The following is a 14,223-nucleotide window of genomic DNA, read 5'->3' on the forward strand; positions in this document are numbered from 1 at the left end:
CCGTTGCGTCGAGGCGCAGCCTCTAGCAACGGCGGCTAACTCGCGGCCCCCAGGGGGCCGCGCTCGAGCGCGCCAGCGCTCCAATAAACACAGCCCCAAACCATCTGGGACAACTCAAACCCCGAAGCTCTGCCAGACATCCCGCCCGCAGCTACCAAACCCCGAAGCTCTACAAACAACCACCCCGAACAGGCGAGCGCCCTTCCCTGAGCGCCATCCGAGCCGACTGCCCCGGACTTCATTGGCCGGGGGTAAGACCGCCGTGGCAGTCGTGAATGACGCTCGCCTGCTCCCATCAAGTACCCGTTACCCAGTGTGAGAAACACTCGAGCGCGCGAAAACCCACTCCCACTAGGAGTGATGCGGCGTCGTTTCATATGTGGTTCTGATCTCAGCCGCGCGAAGCTGTCACCGCGCGCGGTACTCGGTACCGTGGGTATCAGCACGTGGCTTTCAACGATGCGGGCCCGTTCATCTCGGGTATACCCACAGCCACAGAAGGGAACCGCATCGTGACCGCACATCGACCTGCTCAGATCGTGCGCCTGTCCGCGATCGTCTTCTCCGGTGCCGCCAGCCTCTGCCTCACCGTGGCCGCGGGCGCCTACATCGTCAATCACATGCCCGAACTCGCGCCGCGACCCGCGCCGGCCGTCACCGAACCCGCCGCCGCGCCGAATCCCGGCCACCCGCGTACCTTCTCGATCGACGACTCCGCACCGCACCACGGCGTGGAGTTGGCCATGTCCTTCGGGACACCGACGCTCACCGCCGAACGCGCCGAACCCGCCGCGACGCGCACCCCGATCACCGCGCAGCAGTCCGGTGTCGGTGCGCGACCGGACAATTCGCCGCTGGCGGGCCGGCTCGGGATCGGCGGCACCTATGTCGGTGCGCAGGTGGCACCGGCGCCCACCGATACCGTCGCGTTCACGGTCGACACCAATCTCGTGACGGTGGCGGCGAAATACCTGGGCCTGACCCCTGATCCGGCCGCGGTGACCGCCTTGCACACCGAATTCGACTCGCGCCGTGGACAACTGGTGTTCGAGCTGTCGGACCCCGGCCTCGGCCGCCATACGCTGCGCGTCGACGCGCCCGCGCACACCGGGGCTCCCCGCACCGAGCCCGCTCCGGAGTCGCTGCCCGACCGGCCGCCGACTACCGTCGGCGTGTGACTCCCACCTCGAACCGCACCTACGACTTCTGTGTGATCGGCGGCGGCATCGTCGGCGTCGCCACCGCGCACCGGTTGCTGACCCGGCATCCCGGCGCGAGTCTGGTGCTCATCGAGAAGGAGTCAACGCTCGGCGCGCATCAGACCGGGCACAACAGCGGCGTCATCCACTCCGGGATCTATTACCCCCCGGATAGTTTGAAGGCGCGGCTGTGCCGGGCGGGCGCGCAATGGACGAAGGAATTCGCTGCCGCCCATGACATTCCGTTCCGCGAGTGCGGAAAGTTGCTGGTGGCCACCGACTCCGCCGAACACCAACGAATGCTGGCGCTCTACGAGCGGTCGATCGCCAACGGGGTCGAGGTCGAGGCGATCGACGCGGCCGAGCTGAAGCGGCGAGAGCCCCGGATCACCGGTGTCGGAGCGCTTTTCGTGCCTGCCACCGGCATCATCGACTACACGCTGGTCGCCGCGGAGCTGGCCGCGCAGATCCGGTCGATGGGCGGGGAGATCCTGCTCGACACGCCGGTCGACGCGATTACCGAAAATGTCTCAGCCGTCACGGTTTCGGGTCCGCGAGGCGCCGTCACCGCCGACACCCTGATCGTGTGCGCGGGACTGCAGGCCGACCGGATGGCTCGTAAAGCGGGAATCGACACCGACTTTCGCATCGTCCCGTTCCGTGGCGAGTACTACCGGCTGCCCGCCGAACGGTCGGATCTGGTGCGCACGCTGATCTATCCGGTACCCGACCCCGCGCTGCCGTTTCTCGGCGTCCACCTCAGTCCCACCATCGACGGCGAACTCACCGTCGGCCCGAACGCCGTGCTCGGACTCTCCCGCGAGGGCTACCGCAAGGGCAGCGTGAACCGGCGCGACGCCATCGACGTGCTGAGCTTCGCCGGCGTGCGCCGGGTAGCCCGCGACCATCTCGCCACCGGCATCCGCGAGCTCCGCAACTCGGTGTTCAAGCGGGGATACCTCGCCGAATGCCGCAAATACTGCCCCGAACTGACCACCGCGGACCTGCTCCCACACCGCGCGGGAATCCGGGCGCAGGCGGTCCTTCGCGACGGAACCCTTGTCCACGACTTTCTGATCGAACGCACGCCGCGCTCGATCCACGTGCTCAACGCGCCATCACCGGCCGCCACCTCGGCGATGCCGATCGCGGAGTACCTGGTCGAACAACTCTATTCCGCTAAATAAACAGGATATCTATAGTACTTTTGGCCCATCCGGATCAGGGAGGGCCGATGGGCCACATCAGGTTTGCCAGTGACGTCGGCGCACCACCCGACGCCGCCTTCGCCTACGCCGCGGATTTCCAGCACGGACCGCAGTGGATGTTCGGCGTCACCGACGTCGCCCCGCTCGGCGACCCGGATCAGGGCCTCGGCGCCGCCTTCGCGGTGAAAGTCCGGTTGTTCCGGGTGATTCCGCTGCGCTCCGCAGTGGAGATCACCGAATATCGGCGCAATGCCGTGATCGGGTATACCCTGCGTGGGCGGGTATGCGGAACCGTTACCCTGCGTTTCGATCCACTCGGCTACGAACGGTCGGTGCTGACCTCCGAAGCCGACTATCCGCCACCACGCGGCATGTTCGCCCGCCTGTGCCACCGCCTCGGCCTCGCCGACGCGGCCGCGAGATCGGCACTGCGTGCGACGGAATCGCGGTTGCGAAGGGAGATAGAGGCATTCCACGGTACCGATCTTGTCGGCCGCATCGCCTAGGGTGGCGGTCATGATCATCGTGAGCACCGACGGGTCCTGCCTGCGCAACCCTGGTGGTGCCATCGGCTGGGCGTGGGTGAATCATGCCGGGCCCGCCGACAGCGGTGGCGCGGCCAGCGGCACCAACCAGATCGCCGAGCTGCGCGGGGTACTCGAAGCCATCCTCGCCCACCCCGGCGCCGAACCGATGCTCATCGAGAGCGACTCCCAGTACGCCATCAAATGCGCCTCGGAATGGATCACCAGCTGGCGGCGCAACGGCTGGCGCACCTCCACCGGCGGTGCGGTGAAGAACGTCGAGATCATCAAGCAGATCGACCGCGCCATCACCGGCCGCGAAGGACCGGTGCGTTTCCGCTGGGTGCGCGGCCATGTGGGCAACTACTTCAACGAACAGGCCGACAAACTCGCGGGCGAGGCCGCGCGGGCGGTCCGCGAGAACCCGGAGCTCGGGCGCGAGGCAGTGCCCGTCGAGCCCGAACCGGCGAGGCCACGGCGCCCCGCCCCCACGAACACGGTCTCCACAGGGAAGTCGGTCGCAACAGAGGCGCCGGTGGCAGGGACTCTTACCCTGTTCTGAGCGTTTTGCGACCGGAGTGGGACCGCACAACGAAACGCCGCGGGCGATGAATCTGCCCGCGGCGTTTCGGTTGTCTCTGTCAGCGGATCAGTTTCCCGGGGCGGGGGCCGGGGCCTGCTCCGGGGCCGGGGCGGGCTGACCGCCGAGTGCGCCTCCGGTGAGATCGCCACTGTAGTCGAGCAGCGGTGAGTCCAGCCTGTTCACCAGCCATTTGTCGCCGGTACGCACGAGGCTCATCTCGATCGGGAACATCATCCGTTGCGGCTCGGTCTGGGTGATGTTGATGCGGGACTGGGTCATGGTGACCATGGCCTTCGCCTCGTCGGTGTTGCCCGACATGTACGCGCACTGCACGTCTTCACCGGTCGAGGAGATCTGTGCCTGCACCATGGCGACCCGGAGCTCTTCGCTGGCGACGCTGAACTCCTTCAGGAACTCACCGGTGGCGCCGGCCTTCATCGCCGCGATGTAGCCGTCGAGGTCCTTGGCGTAGTCGTAGTTGACCAGGACGGCGGCGTAATCGCAGGCGGCCTTGGTCGAGTCCGCGATGGCGTCGAGTTTCTCGGCCTTGCTGCTGTTCTGCAGGAAGAACACCACGGCCGCGGCGATCGCGCCGACCGCGATCACACCCGCCACACCCGCGGCGATCCAGCCGGTCGGGCCCGAGGCGGCGGCCGGAGCCTGCGCCTCGGGTCCCACCGAATCGGGCTGGTCGGCGCCATCGGATTCGAGCTGGGCATCGTCGCTGGTCATCGAATCAACCCCGTTCTCTCCCGGTGACTATCGCACCGATTCCGATGTGCCGGTCATGACGCGATCAGATTCAGTTGCCGGGCGCCGGGGCGGGCGCGGGCACCTGGGTGCCGGGGTCGGTCGGTGCGACGCTGCCCAGCGGGCTGCCCATGCCGAGACGATCGAGAATCGGCGACTTCATCATCGACACCAGCCACTTGTCGTCGACCCGGTCGACGGTGATCTTCACCGGGAAGATCATCGGCCGGGTTTCGGTGGAGAGCTTGTTGCCCTGGTACTGGATCCAGGTGCCCTGGACCATCACCTGATCTTCGGTGCTGGAGAGCGGGGAACACTCGAGGTCCTCGATCGTGGACTTCGCGCCGATCTCGACCATGGCCGCACGCAGGCCGTCGGCACCGGCGCGGAAGTTGGTCTGCAGCTCGCCGGTGGTCTTGGCCTCGACCTCGGTGAAGTACGGCTCCAGCTGACCGGTGCCGTCGAACACCGACACCGTGCGCACGAAATCGCAGGCCGCGGCGGTGGCTTCCTTGGTGTCGTCGATCTTCTCGCCCCGCTGCGCCCACAGCACGACGAACACGGCAAGGGCCGTTCCGAGTGCCACCGCGGCGACGCCGGCGGCGGCAGCGGCGAACCACGGCCCACGCGAACCGGCCGGCTTCGCCTCGGCAGCGGCAGGAGCGGCGACAGCGGCAGGAGCCTTCTCGGTGGCCTTCTCGATCTTCACGGTCTGCTCGGCGTCCGTGGACTTCGTCGTGACGACCGCGGCCTTCACCGTGGCATCGACGTCTTCGCTCTTCGGGGCCGGATCGGGCGAGGGCGTACTGTTCGTCGCTTCCACGTCCTCGGGCGTGGGCTTCGTCGAATCGTTCGCGGTGTCGTCCGTTGCCATGAAAATCAAATCCTTGTTTCTGTTTCGCGCGGCTGCGCTTCGATGGGCGTGACGGTAGCTCCGGTCACACTCCGTGTGCGCCCGGTCACTACTGCATGGTAGGCCGGGCGCCCACGGTACCGTCTCGGCGGCTCGGTCGCTGCGCTCAGTTGACCGGCTTCAACGTGCGCTCGTTCGGGTCCACGCCGGGCGGCATGAACGAACCGTTGTCCGGCACGTTCGGTCGTGGCGCGTTGGCCGCGCCACGAATCTGCTGGCCGGGGGGCGGGTTGGTGCAGTAGTTCCACTTCGGGAACGTACCGTCCTGTACCTGCCAGAAGGGCTCCGGCTTGGTGTCGTACTTGCACACCGGACGCGGCCAGATGTCGATCATCGCGTGGAACTCGCCGTCGTAGGCCGGGATACCGAAAGCGCCGATACCGTGGCCGAGCGACGGGAACAGCAGCCGCAGCGCGGGCGCGCGAAGGGTGGCGGCACGTGTGATCGCGGTCATGTTGGTCGCGATCGAGGTGATCGGATCGCGGTTCTCGTCGAGTACCGCGCCGAGGGCCTGGAACTGCTGGGGCGCCACCTGCAGAACCTGCTGGAGTTCACCGTCGGCCTTGTTGAACTGGTCGAGCAGCGAACCCGAATTGCGGGTGAGCGTCTGCAGGTCGGGCTGGGCGTGCGAGGTGGTCTCCATGATCACCTGCAGGTTCTTGATCAGGTTCACCGTCTGCGGCAGCAGGTTGTGCAGGCCCGCGACGGCGATGCTCGTGCCCTCGACCAGGGCCCGCAGCTGGTCGGGACCGGCGCTCAACGCGATGTCGAGCTGATCGAGAATGACCTTGAACTGCTTCGGGTCCACCTGCGAGACCAGCAGGGTGGTGTCGTCGAGCACCTCCCACACCGGGGTGGGCGTGCGCACCTTGCCGTCGTTGTAGTCGATGACGGCGCCGTTCTTCAGGAACGGGGCACTGTCGGTGTTGGGCTTGAAGTCCACGAACTGCTCGCCCGCGGCCGAGAGCGCCTGCACCGTGACGAGCGTGTCCTGCGGAACCTGGAACCGGCGATCGATCTTGGCCACCGCGGCGATCGACCCGCCACTGTCGATGATCTTGATCGAGCTGACCTGACCGATGCGGTAACCCCGCATCGTCACGTCGTTGCCCTCCTGCAGACCGCCGGAGCGGTCGAGCTTCACGGTGACCTCGTAGTGACGCTGCAAGGGGTTGTACCGCATGACGTCGATCGCCAGGTAGGTGGCACCGAACAGGAACACCAGCACCAACGTGCAGTTCGCCAGCAGGAGCTTGTGTTTGAACAGCTTGTTCATCGGTGGCCTCCCAGCCGGCCCTGAACGACCAGCAGCACCTGGACGAAGCTGCCGACGAAATCGTTCGCGTCTTGCATATTGGGCAGCCGGGCAGTACCCGGCGCGGTGATCAGCGGAATGTCGAGGTTGGTCACATTCGCGTACGGAATCAGACCTTTGCCCTTCATGGTCTGCTCGACACCAGGGCGGAGAATGGCCAGCTGATCGAGCAGGTAGCCCAGGCGATCCCCGGTCGAGGAGATCTGGCTGGTCAGGCTCGTGACGCTGTCGAGCAGGGTTCCGAGCTGATCGGTGTTGGTCCTGGCGTAGTCACCGAGTGCCTCGGAGGTGTACGAGAGCCGGGCCAGCATATCGGTGAGCGCGTTGGTGTTCTCCGCGATCGCGCCGATGGCGGTGGGCAACGTGTCCGCGACCTGGCCCAGTTCGCCACGCTTGGCGCTGATCGTGCCCGCCAGGGTGCTGAACTCGGTGAGCACCGAGTCGATCTGGGCGCTGTTGGCATTGAGGTCGCCGAGCACACCGGTGAGTTGCGTTGTCAGGTGGCCCAATTCGCCGCCGTGCCCACCGAGGATGGACCCGAGTTCGGTGCCGAGCCTGCTCAGGCTGGCAAGACCGCCACCGTTGAACAGCATCGTCACCGACAGCAGCAACTGCTCGACGGTCGCACCCGCGGAAGTGAACTGACGGGTGATGGTCTCGCCATCGCTCATCATCCCACCGCTGGGATTGGTCGGCTTGACCACCGCGACGAACACGTCACCCAGGGGCGTGGCCTGCCGGAGCTCGGCCACACTGCCCTTGGGCAGCTCGATGTCCTCGCGGATCTGCATGTCGATCACGGCCTGGAAGTTCTTGGTCGAGATCTTGGAAACCACTCCGATATCGGAGCCACCGATCTTGACCTTGGCCTGGTTGGGCAGGTTGAGGGCGTTCTCGAATTCGGCGTGCAGCGTGTAGGTCTCACCGCCGACACCCGGCTCGGGCAGCGGCAGGCTCTCCACGGTCAGCCCGCAGCTGGAGACGGCCAACGTCACGGTGGTCAGCGCCGCCGCGGCCAGCACCGCCTTGGCGCGGCGAGTCTTTCGATTCATCGACATCATTTCGTCAGTCCAAGCATCGCGGCGGTCAACCCATAGTCCGGACCGAAGTCCTGCATCTTTCCGGTGCGGCAGCCCTCGCCGCGCATCTGAATCCGTTCGCAGAAGGTGATCACCAACTCGCTCGACACCGACTCACCGATCAGCGCGTGCAGTCGCACGTAGCGGCCGTTGCGGTCCACCGCGTTGCTGAGGTTCTGCATCGTCATCGGCAGCACGTCGACGATCTCGGTGAGGCTGCGCGAGTTCGACCGCAGCTGCTGGGTCACGTTGGTGAGACCCGACAGCGTCACCGCCAGGTCGGAACTCTTGTTGCCCAACGTGGTCGACGTGTTCGCCAGCACCGCGTTGAGGTTGTCGAGGGTGGCCTGCAGGCCGGGGGCCTGCTCGTTGAGCATCCCGGTCATCTGGGTGACCTGGTTGCTGAAATCGCGCACCGACTGGTCGTTCTCGGCCAGCATCGTGGTCAGCTCGTTGAGCTGGATGATGATGTTGGCGATCGCGTCCTTGTTGTCGGTACCGACCTTCAGCGCCACCGAGAGCGCACCGAGGGTGTCGCGGATCTTCTCGCCGTTGCCGTTGAGAATCGGGTAGAGCGCGCGGCCCGACAGCGGACCGAGGCCCTCCTGGCCCGGCTCGGGACCGAGTGCCTTGGCGAAGTTGTCGATCGTCTCGATCATCTTCTCGAGCTCGATCGGGGTGTGGGTGCGCTGTTCGGGCAGATGGCTACCCGACTTCAGCGTGTCGCCACCGGTGAAGGGCGGGGTCAGCTCGATGTGGCGATCGGTGACGACCGACGGCGAGATGATGGCCGCCTCGACATTCGACGGCACCTCGACCCCGGCGTCGACGGTCATGTGCACCTCGGAGTACAGACCCTTCGGCACGATCTTGTCGACCGTGCCGACCTTGATGCCGAGGACCATCACATCGTTGCCCTCGTACATGCCCGCCGCGCTGAGGAAGTCGGCGGTGATCTTGGTCTGCGAACTGAACGGCCCCGGCAGCGAGCAGCTGCCCAATGCGAGCACTGCGGCACCCGCGACGATCGATCGCGCTACGCGCGTACGGATTCTCGCGTTCATTGGCATCCTTCAACGAGGTTCACGGCACACAGCCAGTTGTCGGGGAACAGCCACGGCAGCGCCAGGTTCGCGTACGGACCGTCACCGGTCGCGTTGCCGAGGTAGCGCGCGGTCGGGGCGCCGACCGACAACAGGATGTCGAGGTTTTCCTTGTTCTTCTGCAGGCCTTCCGACATCGTCTTCAGATTGTCGATCGTCTGCGAGAGCTGGTTGTTGTCGTCGAGGCCGAGCTCGTGCAGCTGACGGGTCAGCGAGGCGACACCGTCGAGCAGCTGACGCAGCAGCTCCTGACGCTGCATCACCCGGCTGGCGATGGCCTCACCCTGGGTGATCACCAGCAGTACGCTGTTGCGGTTCTCGCCGAGGATCGTGGTGACCTGGCTGAGATCCTTGAGCAGCTGATCGACCTCGCCACGACGGCGTTCGATCACCTTCGACACCGCGCCGACGCTGTCGAGCGCCTGGGCGACGAGTTCGGGCGAACCGCTCAGCTGCGAGTTCACCGCGTTCAGCGACGCCGCGAGCTGCTTGGTGTCGAGCTGCTGGAACTCCGGGGTACCGCGCTGGATGACGTCGGCGAGGTCGTAGGGGACCGTCGTGTTCGCGATCGCGATGCGGTCGCCCTTCAGGTCCTCACCGTCGCCGGGGTCGAGCTCGACGTAGCGAGCACCGAGCAGCGTCGCCATCTTGATGGTGGCGTGCGCGTTCTTCTTGAGGTCGACGTCGCCGTCGATGTTCATCTCGAGGACGACCTTGTCGCCGTCGATGCGCGCACCGCTCACCGTGCCGACACCGACGCCCGAGACCGCTACCCGGTCACCGGATTTGATGCCGGCGGCCTGCTTGAACTCGGCCTCGATCGACTGCTTGCCGATGCCGAGAACGGTGAAGATACTCGCCACCGCGACCAGCACCGCGGCCAGCGCGGCGCCGACGACGCCGAGCCAGAAGTTTCGGTTGCCATTGAACCGCTGTCGAAGTTTATTGACCATTATCTGCACACCGCCGACTGCTTGTTTCCGCCGATCTGACTGAAAATGCCGCGAGGGAAGAGCACTCCGTAGAGCGAGAGATCCATCCGACAGAACCCTGAATTGGCGTACGCGCCCTCCGAGGTGACCCGGCCGAAGCCCGCTGCCACCGCGGGCAGGTCGATCGCAGCGCGGTCGAGCCGGTCACCGTTGGCGATGAGCAGGCTCGTCGCCGAGACCGTCGCGTTCTGGGTCTCGATCAGCTTCGGCTGCATCGCCGCGAGCAGGTCGACCACCGAGGAGGTGTTGGTCGCGAGCGTCTGCACCGAGTTCTGCAGCGACTGACCCTGCGAGTACAGCCCGCCGATCAGCGCCCTGGTCTGGGTGACCAGGGTTTCCAGCTGATCACCACGCTTGGCGAGGCCGGTCATCACCGCGGACAGGTTGACGATCACCTCCGAGAGGATCCCGTCGCGCCGCTGGAAGTCGGTGGCCAGCTGCGCGGCCTGGATGATGAACGCCGACAACGAGACTCCGTCGCCCTGGAGTGCCTGGATCAGACTCTCCGACATGGCGTTGACCTGTGCGGGCTCGAGCGCCTGGAACATCGGCTGGAAACCGTTGAGCAGGGCCGAGACATCGAAGGAGGGCTCGGTGTTCGTCAGTGGGATGGTCGCTCCCGACCGCAGCTGCTCGGTATTACCGTCCTTGCCCGGCTCCAGCGCCACATAGCGCTGGCCGATCAGGTTCTGGTAGCGGACAAGCGCTTTGGTGTTGCCGTAGACGTTTTGGTCGGACTGCACGATCAACGACACCTTGGCGTTGTTGCTGTCGTCGAGCTCGATCTTCTCGATTTTGCCGACGCGCACACCCGCCATCCTGACGTCATCGCCCGATCGCAAGCCGAGCACATCGGTGAAGATGGCGGTGTACTTGCGGGTATCGCCGGGGACGGTGCGGGCGAGGGTGTTCCACACGACCACCGTCACCAGGATCGATACCAGCGCGAAGATGCTGAACCCGATCAGCGGTTTCCTGATGCTCATCGATCGACCTTGTCTTCGGTCACTGTCAACGTCGAATCCTTGGTGATCGGGCCGAATACCAGGTACTCGGCCACGGTCGGCTGGCGGCCGAGCATGGCCGCGATCGCGGCATTACCGGTGTAGGAGATCGGCTTGGCGTTCGGCGTGGTTGCGGCGGGCGCGGCGGCTGCCGGCTTGGTGGCGGCGGCCGGTCCGGTCGCCGACGCCGGCGCGGTCAGCCCGGGGATCGCGGGCAGGCCCGGGATCGAGGGCAGGCCCGCGATGGGGCCCGGCTGCGCCGGTTCGGCGGTCGGGGTGAAGCCGGGCAGCGTGAGGCCTGGGATATTCAGGCCCGGAATCGACACCAGCGGTGCGAGACCGGCGGCCGAATCCAACGCCCGGGGGCGGAGGTTCTCGGGCAGCTCGGGCAGGATCGGCTCGGTGGGCGCCGTGGCGCAGTTCGGGCCTGCCATCTCGCCGTAGCGCGGGCAGTCGGCGGCGGTGTAGGGGATGTAGGGCGTGCCGAGCGTGAGGCCCGCGTTCCACACCTGCTGGCGCTTCGGTCCCCAGGTGAACGTCGTGTTCAGCGCCGCGACCGCGGTGGCCATCTCGTTGACCGACTTGCTGACACCCACCGGGTCGTAGGCCAGCGCGCCGAAGGCGATCGCACCGTCGGTGGTGATCTGCTTGCCCGCGTCACCGTTGAGCATGAACAGGTCGTCGAGGCGGGCGCTGGTGGCCGAGGTCCCGGCGATCACGTCGATCAGACCCTGCCGGTTGGCGGCGATGGTGTTGGAGGTCTGCACCGACTTGCCGAGGACGTCGAGCAGTTCGGGCGCCGACTCGTTGAGCGCGTGCGCCGCGGTGGAGAAGTTGTTCAGGATCCCGTTCAGGTTCGGGCCCGCCTCGGAGACTTCGGTGACCCACTGGTCGAGCCGCTGGATCGTCGAACCCGGCACGCGGCCGGTGCCGTCGAGTGCCTGGGTGAGGGTGCCGAGGACGCGACCGAACTGCACCGGGTCGATCTCGTCGAGGATGTCGCGCACCGAGGTGAGCGTGTCCTGCAGCGCGATCGTGCCCTTGCTGCGGTCCTCCTCGATGACCGAGCCTTCCTTCAGGTGGTTGCCGTCGGCGCCGTTGTAGACCAACTCCACCGAGGTCACGGCGAACAGGTTGCTCGGCACGACGCGTGCGGTGACGTTGGCCGGAATGCCGTCGGCGAACTCGGGGGTGAGGTTGATCCGCACGTTCTGGACCGCGCCCTGCTGCTGCACGTCGACACCGTCGACCGTGCCGACCAGCATGCCGCGGAACTTCACGTCCGCTTCCGATGGCAGGCCGTCGCCGGTGGTGCCGAGCTTGGCGACCACCTGGGTCTTCGGGATGAAATAGCCTTCGTAGCGGGCCATCAGGAACGCCAGAATCACGGCGAACACGATCACGCCCGCCGCGCCGGCGATGTAGAGCTGTTTCATGGTGGGCCCACGCCCACTCGGATCGATGATCATCGCGCCTTACCCCGAAATCCTGATACCGGGGTTGAGGCCCCAGATCGCCAATGTCATGAACAGGTCAGCGAAGACGACCAGGATGATGCACATCTTGATCGCGCGGCCCGCGGCCACACCGACGCCCTCGGGTCCACCCGAGGCGAAGAATCCGTAGTAGCACTGGATGAACGTGGTGATCATGACGAACACGACTGCCTTGAGCAGCGAGTACAGCACGTCGGTCGGGACCAGGAATTGGTAGAAGTAGTGCGAGTAGGTACCCGATGCGGTACCGCCGATCAGGCCGACGGTGAACGCGCAGGACAGGTAGGCCATCGCCAGGCCGAGGCAGTACAGCGGCACGATCGCCATGACCGCGGCCATCATCCGGGTGCTGACCAGGTAGGGCAGCGGACGGATGGCGACCGATTCGAGCGCGTCGATCTCCTCGGAGATGCGCATCGCGCCGAGCTGTGCGGTGAATCGACAGCCCGCCTGGGCCGCGAAGGCCAGTGCCGCCAGCAGCGGGCCGAGCTCGCGGGTGGTGGCGAAGGCCGAGATCGCGCCGGTGATCGGGCTCAGACCGAGCAGGTTCAGCGAGGTGTAGCCCTGGATGGCGACCGTCATGCCACCGAAGGCACTGATGATCAGGATGACGCCGATGGTGCCACCACCGACGACGATGTTGCCGTTACCCCAGGTGACGTCGGAGAGCAGACGCCAGATCTCCTTCGGGTACTGCTTGAACGCCAGCGGGATCGAGCCCACCGAACGAAGGAAGAAGAAAACCTGGTGACCCAGGCGCGCGAGCATGCCGCCGGGCGCGGAGCCCGCTTTCTTCAGGACACGAATCGGCCGCAGCAGCGGCGGTGTGTATGTAGATGACATGGCTCAGACCACCTGTGGGGGAAAGACTGCGGAGTAGATCTGGGTGATCGCCAGGTTGACGCCGAGCAACATCACCATGGAACTGACCACCGCGGAGTTCACCGCGTTGGCGACGCCGCCGGGGCCGCCGCGAGCGTTCAGACCGCAGTCGCAGGCGATGATCGCGGCGATCAGACCGAAGATCAGCGACTTGAGCAGCGCCACTCCGAGGTCACGAGTGACCGCGAACGAGGCGAAGGTGCTCATGTAGGAGCCGGGGGTACCCGCCTGGGCGAAGATGTTGAACATGTAGCCGGTGATGAAGCCGACGAAGACCACGAAGCCGCACAGCAGCACACTGACGATCATCGCGGCACCGAGCCGGGGGGCGACCAGCCTGCGCAGCGGATCGACGCCCATCACCTTCATCGCGTCGATCTCTTCTCGGATCGTGCGCGAGCCGAGGTCGGCGCAGACGGCCGAACCGACCGCGCCCGCGATCATGATCGAGGTGACCAGCGGCGCGCCCTGCTGGATGATGCCGAGCCCGTTGGCGGCGCCGATGAACGAGGTGGCGCCGACTTGTCCGGCGACCGCGCCGACCTGGATCGAGACGATGACCGCGATCGGGATGGCGACGAGCAGCGTCGGAGCGGCGGCGACGTTGGACATGAACGCGCACTGACGAACGAATTCGTCGAAGGGGAAGCGCCGGCGGAAGATCGCGACGATCAACTCCGTGATCGCTTCGATACCCATCGTGATCTGTCGTCCGAAGGTCTCCAGCGACTTCTTCGGGTGGTCGTCCCAAAGGCCCTTCGTCCAGTTGGCAGCCTCGCTGACTCGTGAACGTGTGGGCGGACTCTCGGTCGACTGCACTGCATTACCCCTCTCGACGCCGGGCCCTCAACGCCCCGGCGACTTGTTTGCTTGACGCACCTTACTACGGAGTAGCGCAGAACACACCACCGACATGTGAGCGCTGTCATAGATAGAGGTCACTGGATTGATCGGCTATGAGTCCTGCCACGCCGGACCCTACAGCCCGTAATTCCGATGGTCCGAGGATTACGCGCGAAGGTCTTTTCCCACATGGTTTCCCAGTACCGGCGGTCGCGGTAAAGAAATATTGCGGAAGTTTGTCATTCATAACGAAGTCCTCGCTGAATTATCCGAACAGATCACGCGAGTAACACGAACGACGCGCCGCGAGTTCATTTCAATAGAGAATCGCT

General features: G+C 65.8%; 14 protein-coding genes. 4 read left to right on the forward strand and 10 right to left on the reverse strand.

What is annotated here, in order from left to right:
* The first annotated feature begins 512 nt into the window (after nt 1-512).
* Genes ACFWUP_RS22265 through ACFWUP_RS22280 form a run of 4 tightly spaced genes read left to right on the forward strand, consistent with a single transcriptional unit; the run spans nt 513 to nt 3,493 of the window.
* Nucleotides 513-1,178 carry a hypothetical protein gene (locus tag ACFWUP_RS22265; protein WP_379237205.1) on the forward strand — a complete coding sequence of 222 codons (666 nt, stop codon included), beginning with the start codon at nt 513-515 and terminating at the stop codon, nt 1,176-1,178.
* Nucleotides 1,175-2,386, forward strand: a complete 1,212-nt coding sequence (gene lhgO / locus ACFWUP_RS22270; RefSeq protein ID WP_379237207.1) for an L-2-hydroxyglutarate oxidase — start codon at nt 1,175-1,177, stop codon at nt 2,384-2,386. The genes ACFWUP_RS22265 and lhgO overlap by 4 nt, the downstream gene beginning before the upstream one ends.
* Nucleotides 2,387-2,433: 47 nt before the next feature.
* A complete protein-coding gene (locus ACFWUP_RS22275) occupies nt 2,434-2,913 on the forward strand; it encodes an SRPBCC family protein (RefSeq protein ID WP_379237209.1) in 480 nt (159 codons plus the stop codon).
* Nucleotides 2,914-2,923: 10 nt separating this feature from the next.
* The gene (locus ACFWUP_RS22280; RefSeq protein ID WP_379237211.1) at nt 2,924-3,493 is read left to right on the forward strand and encodes a ribonuclease H; all 570 of its coding nucleotides are present in this window, start codon (nt 2,924-2,926) and stop codon (nt 3,491-3,493) included.
* Between the two features lie 87 nt (nt 3,494-3,580).
* On the opposite strand, the gene ACFWUP_RS22285 is transcribed toward ACFWUP_RS22280, so the two are convergent.
* From ACFWUP_RS22285 to ACFWUP_RS22330, 10 genes are all read right to left on the reverse strand, one after another.
* The gene (locus ACFWUP_RS22285; RefSeq protein ID WP_379237213.1) at nt 3,581-4,246 is read right to left on the reverse strand and encodes a hypothetical protein; all 666 of its coding nucleotides are present in this window, start codon (nt 4,244-4,246) and stop codon (nt 3,581-3,583) included.
* A gap of 70 nt (nt 4,247-4,316) precedes the next feature.
* Nucleotides 4,317-5,138: a hypothetical protein gene (locus tag ACFWUP_RS22290; protein ID WP_379237215.1), complete on the reverse strand. Its 822-nt coding sequence runs from the start codon at nt 5,136-5,138 to the stop codon at nt 4,317-4,319.
* A 145-nt stretch (nt 5,139-5,283) separates the two neighbouring features.
* Nucleotides 5,284-6,453, reverse strand: coding sequence for an MlaD family protein (locus tag ACFWUP_RS22295; RefSeq protein ID WP_379237217.1), 1,170 nt, complete (start codon nt 6,451-6,453; stop codon nt 5,284-5,286).
* Nucleotides 6,450-7,544: an MCE family protein gene (locus ACFWUP_RS22300; RefSeq protein WP_379237219.1), complete on the reverse strand. Its 1,095-nt coding sequence runs from the start codon at nt 7,542-7,544 to the stop codon at nt 6,450-6,452. Before ACFWUP_RS22300 ends, ACFWUP_RS22295 begins: the two co-directional genes overlap by 4 nt.
* Before the next feature lie 5 nt (nt 7,545-7,549).
* Nucleotides 7,550-8,635 (reverse strand): MCE family protein, encoded by a 1,086-nt coding sequence (locus ACFWUP_RS22305; protein WP_379237221.1) that lies wholly within the window; start codon nt 8,633-8,635, stop codon nt 7,550-7,552.
* Nucleotides 8,632-9,627 (reverse strand): MCE family protein, encoded by a 996-nt coding sequence (locus tag ACFWUP_RS22310; protein ID WP_379237223.1) that lies wholly within the window; start codon nt 9,625-9,627, stop codon nt 8,632-8,634. Before ACFWUP_RS22310 ends, ACFWUP_RS22305 begins: the two co-directional genes overlap by 4 nt.
* Nucleotides 9,627-10,652 carry an MCE family protein gene (locus ACFWUP_RS22315; protein WP_379237225.1) on the reverse strand — a complete coding sequence of 342 codons (1,026 nt, stop codon included), beginning with the start codon at nt 10,650-10,652 and terminating at the stop codon, nt 9,627-9,629. Before ACFWUP_RS22315 ends, ACFWUP_RS22310 begins: the two co-directional genes overlap by 1 nt.
* The gene (locus ACFWUP_RS22320; protein WP_379237227.1) at nt 10,649-12,139 is read right to left on the reverse strand and encodes an MCE family protein; all 1,491 of its coding nucleotides are present in this window, start codon (nt 12,137-12,139) and stop codon (nt 10,649-10,651) included. The genes ACFWUP_RS22315 and ACFWUP_RS22320 overlap by 4 nt, the downstream gene beginning before the upstream one ends.
* Nucleotides 12,140-12,145: 6 nt before the next feature.
* Nucleotides 12,146-13,009: an MlaE family ABC transporter permease gene (locus ACFWUP_RS22325; protein ID WP_379237229.1), complete on the reverse strand. Its 864-nt coding sequence runs from the start codon at nt 13,007-13,009 to the stop codon at nt 12,146-12,148.
* Between the two features lie 3 nt (nt 13,010-13,012).
* On the reverse strand, nt 13,013-13,867 hold the full coding sequence (locus ACFWUP_RS22330) for an MlaE family ABC transporter permease (protein WP_379237231.1): 855 nt from the start codon (nt 13,865-13,867) through the stop codon (nt 13,013-13,015).
* Nucleotides 13,868-14,223 lie beyond the last annotated feature (356 nt).

It is taken from the genome of Nocardia sp. NPDC058658 (assembly GCF_042716665.1).
Lineage (GTDB): Bacteria > Actinomycetota > Actinomycetes > Mycobacteriales > Mycobacteriaceae > Nocardia.

What these genes read in the sequence shown, in the direction of transcription:
- ACFWUP_RS22320 (WP_379237227.1), bottom strand. Translation starts at nt 12,139, where the DNA reads ATGATCATCGATCCGAGTGGGCGTGGGCCCACCATGAAACAGCTCTAC.
- ACFWUP_RS22280 (WP_379237211.1), top strand. Translation starts at nt 2,924, where the DNA reads ATGATCATCGTGAGCACCGACGGGTCCTGCCTGCGCAACCCTGGTGGT.
- ACFWUP_RS22295 (WP_379237217.1), bottom strand. Translation starts at nt 6,453, where the DNA reads ATGAACAAGCTGTTCAAACACAAGCTCCTGCTGGCGAACTGCACGTTG.
- ACFWUP_RS22285 (WP_379237213.1), bottom strand. Translation starts at nt 4,246, where the DNA reads ATGACCAGCGACGATGCCCAGCTCGAATCCGATGGCGCCGACCAGCCC.
- ACFWUP_RS22325 (WP_379237229.1), bottom strand. Translation starts at nt 13,009, where the DNA reads ATGTCATCTACATACACACCGCCGCTGCTGCGGCCGATTCGTGTCCTG.
- ACFWUP_RS22310 (WP_379237223.1), bottom strand. Translation starts at nt 9,627, where the DNA reads ATGGTCAATAAACTTCGACAGCGGTTCAATGGCAACCGAAACTTCTGG.
- ACFWUP_RS22305 (WP_379237221.1), bottom strand. Translation starts at nt 8,635, where the DNA reads ATGAACGCGAGAATCCGTACGCGCGTAGCGCGATCGATCGTCGCGGGT.
- ACFWUP_RS22275 (WP_379237209.1), top strand. Translation starts at nt 2,434, where the DNA reads ATGGGCCACATCAGGTTTGCCAGTGACGTCGGCGCACCACCCGACGCC.
- ACFWUP_RS22315 (WP_379237225.1), bottom strand. Translation starts at nt 10,652, where the DNA reads ATGAGCATCAGGAAACCGCTGATCGGGTTCAGCATCTTCGCGCTGGTA.
- ACFWUP_RS22300 (WP_379237219.1), bottom strand. Translation starts at nt 7,544, where the DNA reads ATGAATCGAAAGACTCGCCGCGCCAAGGCGGTGCTGGCCGCGGCGGCG.
- ACFWUP_RS22290 (WP_379237215.1), bottom strand. Translation starts at nt 5,138, where the DNA reads ATGGCAACGGACGACACCGCGAACGATTCGACGAAGCCCACGCCCGAG.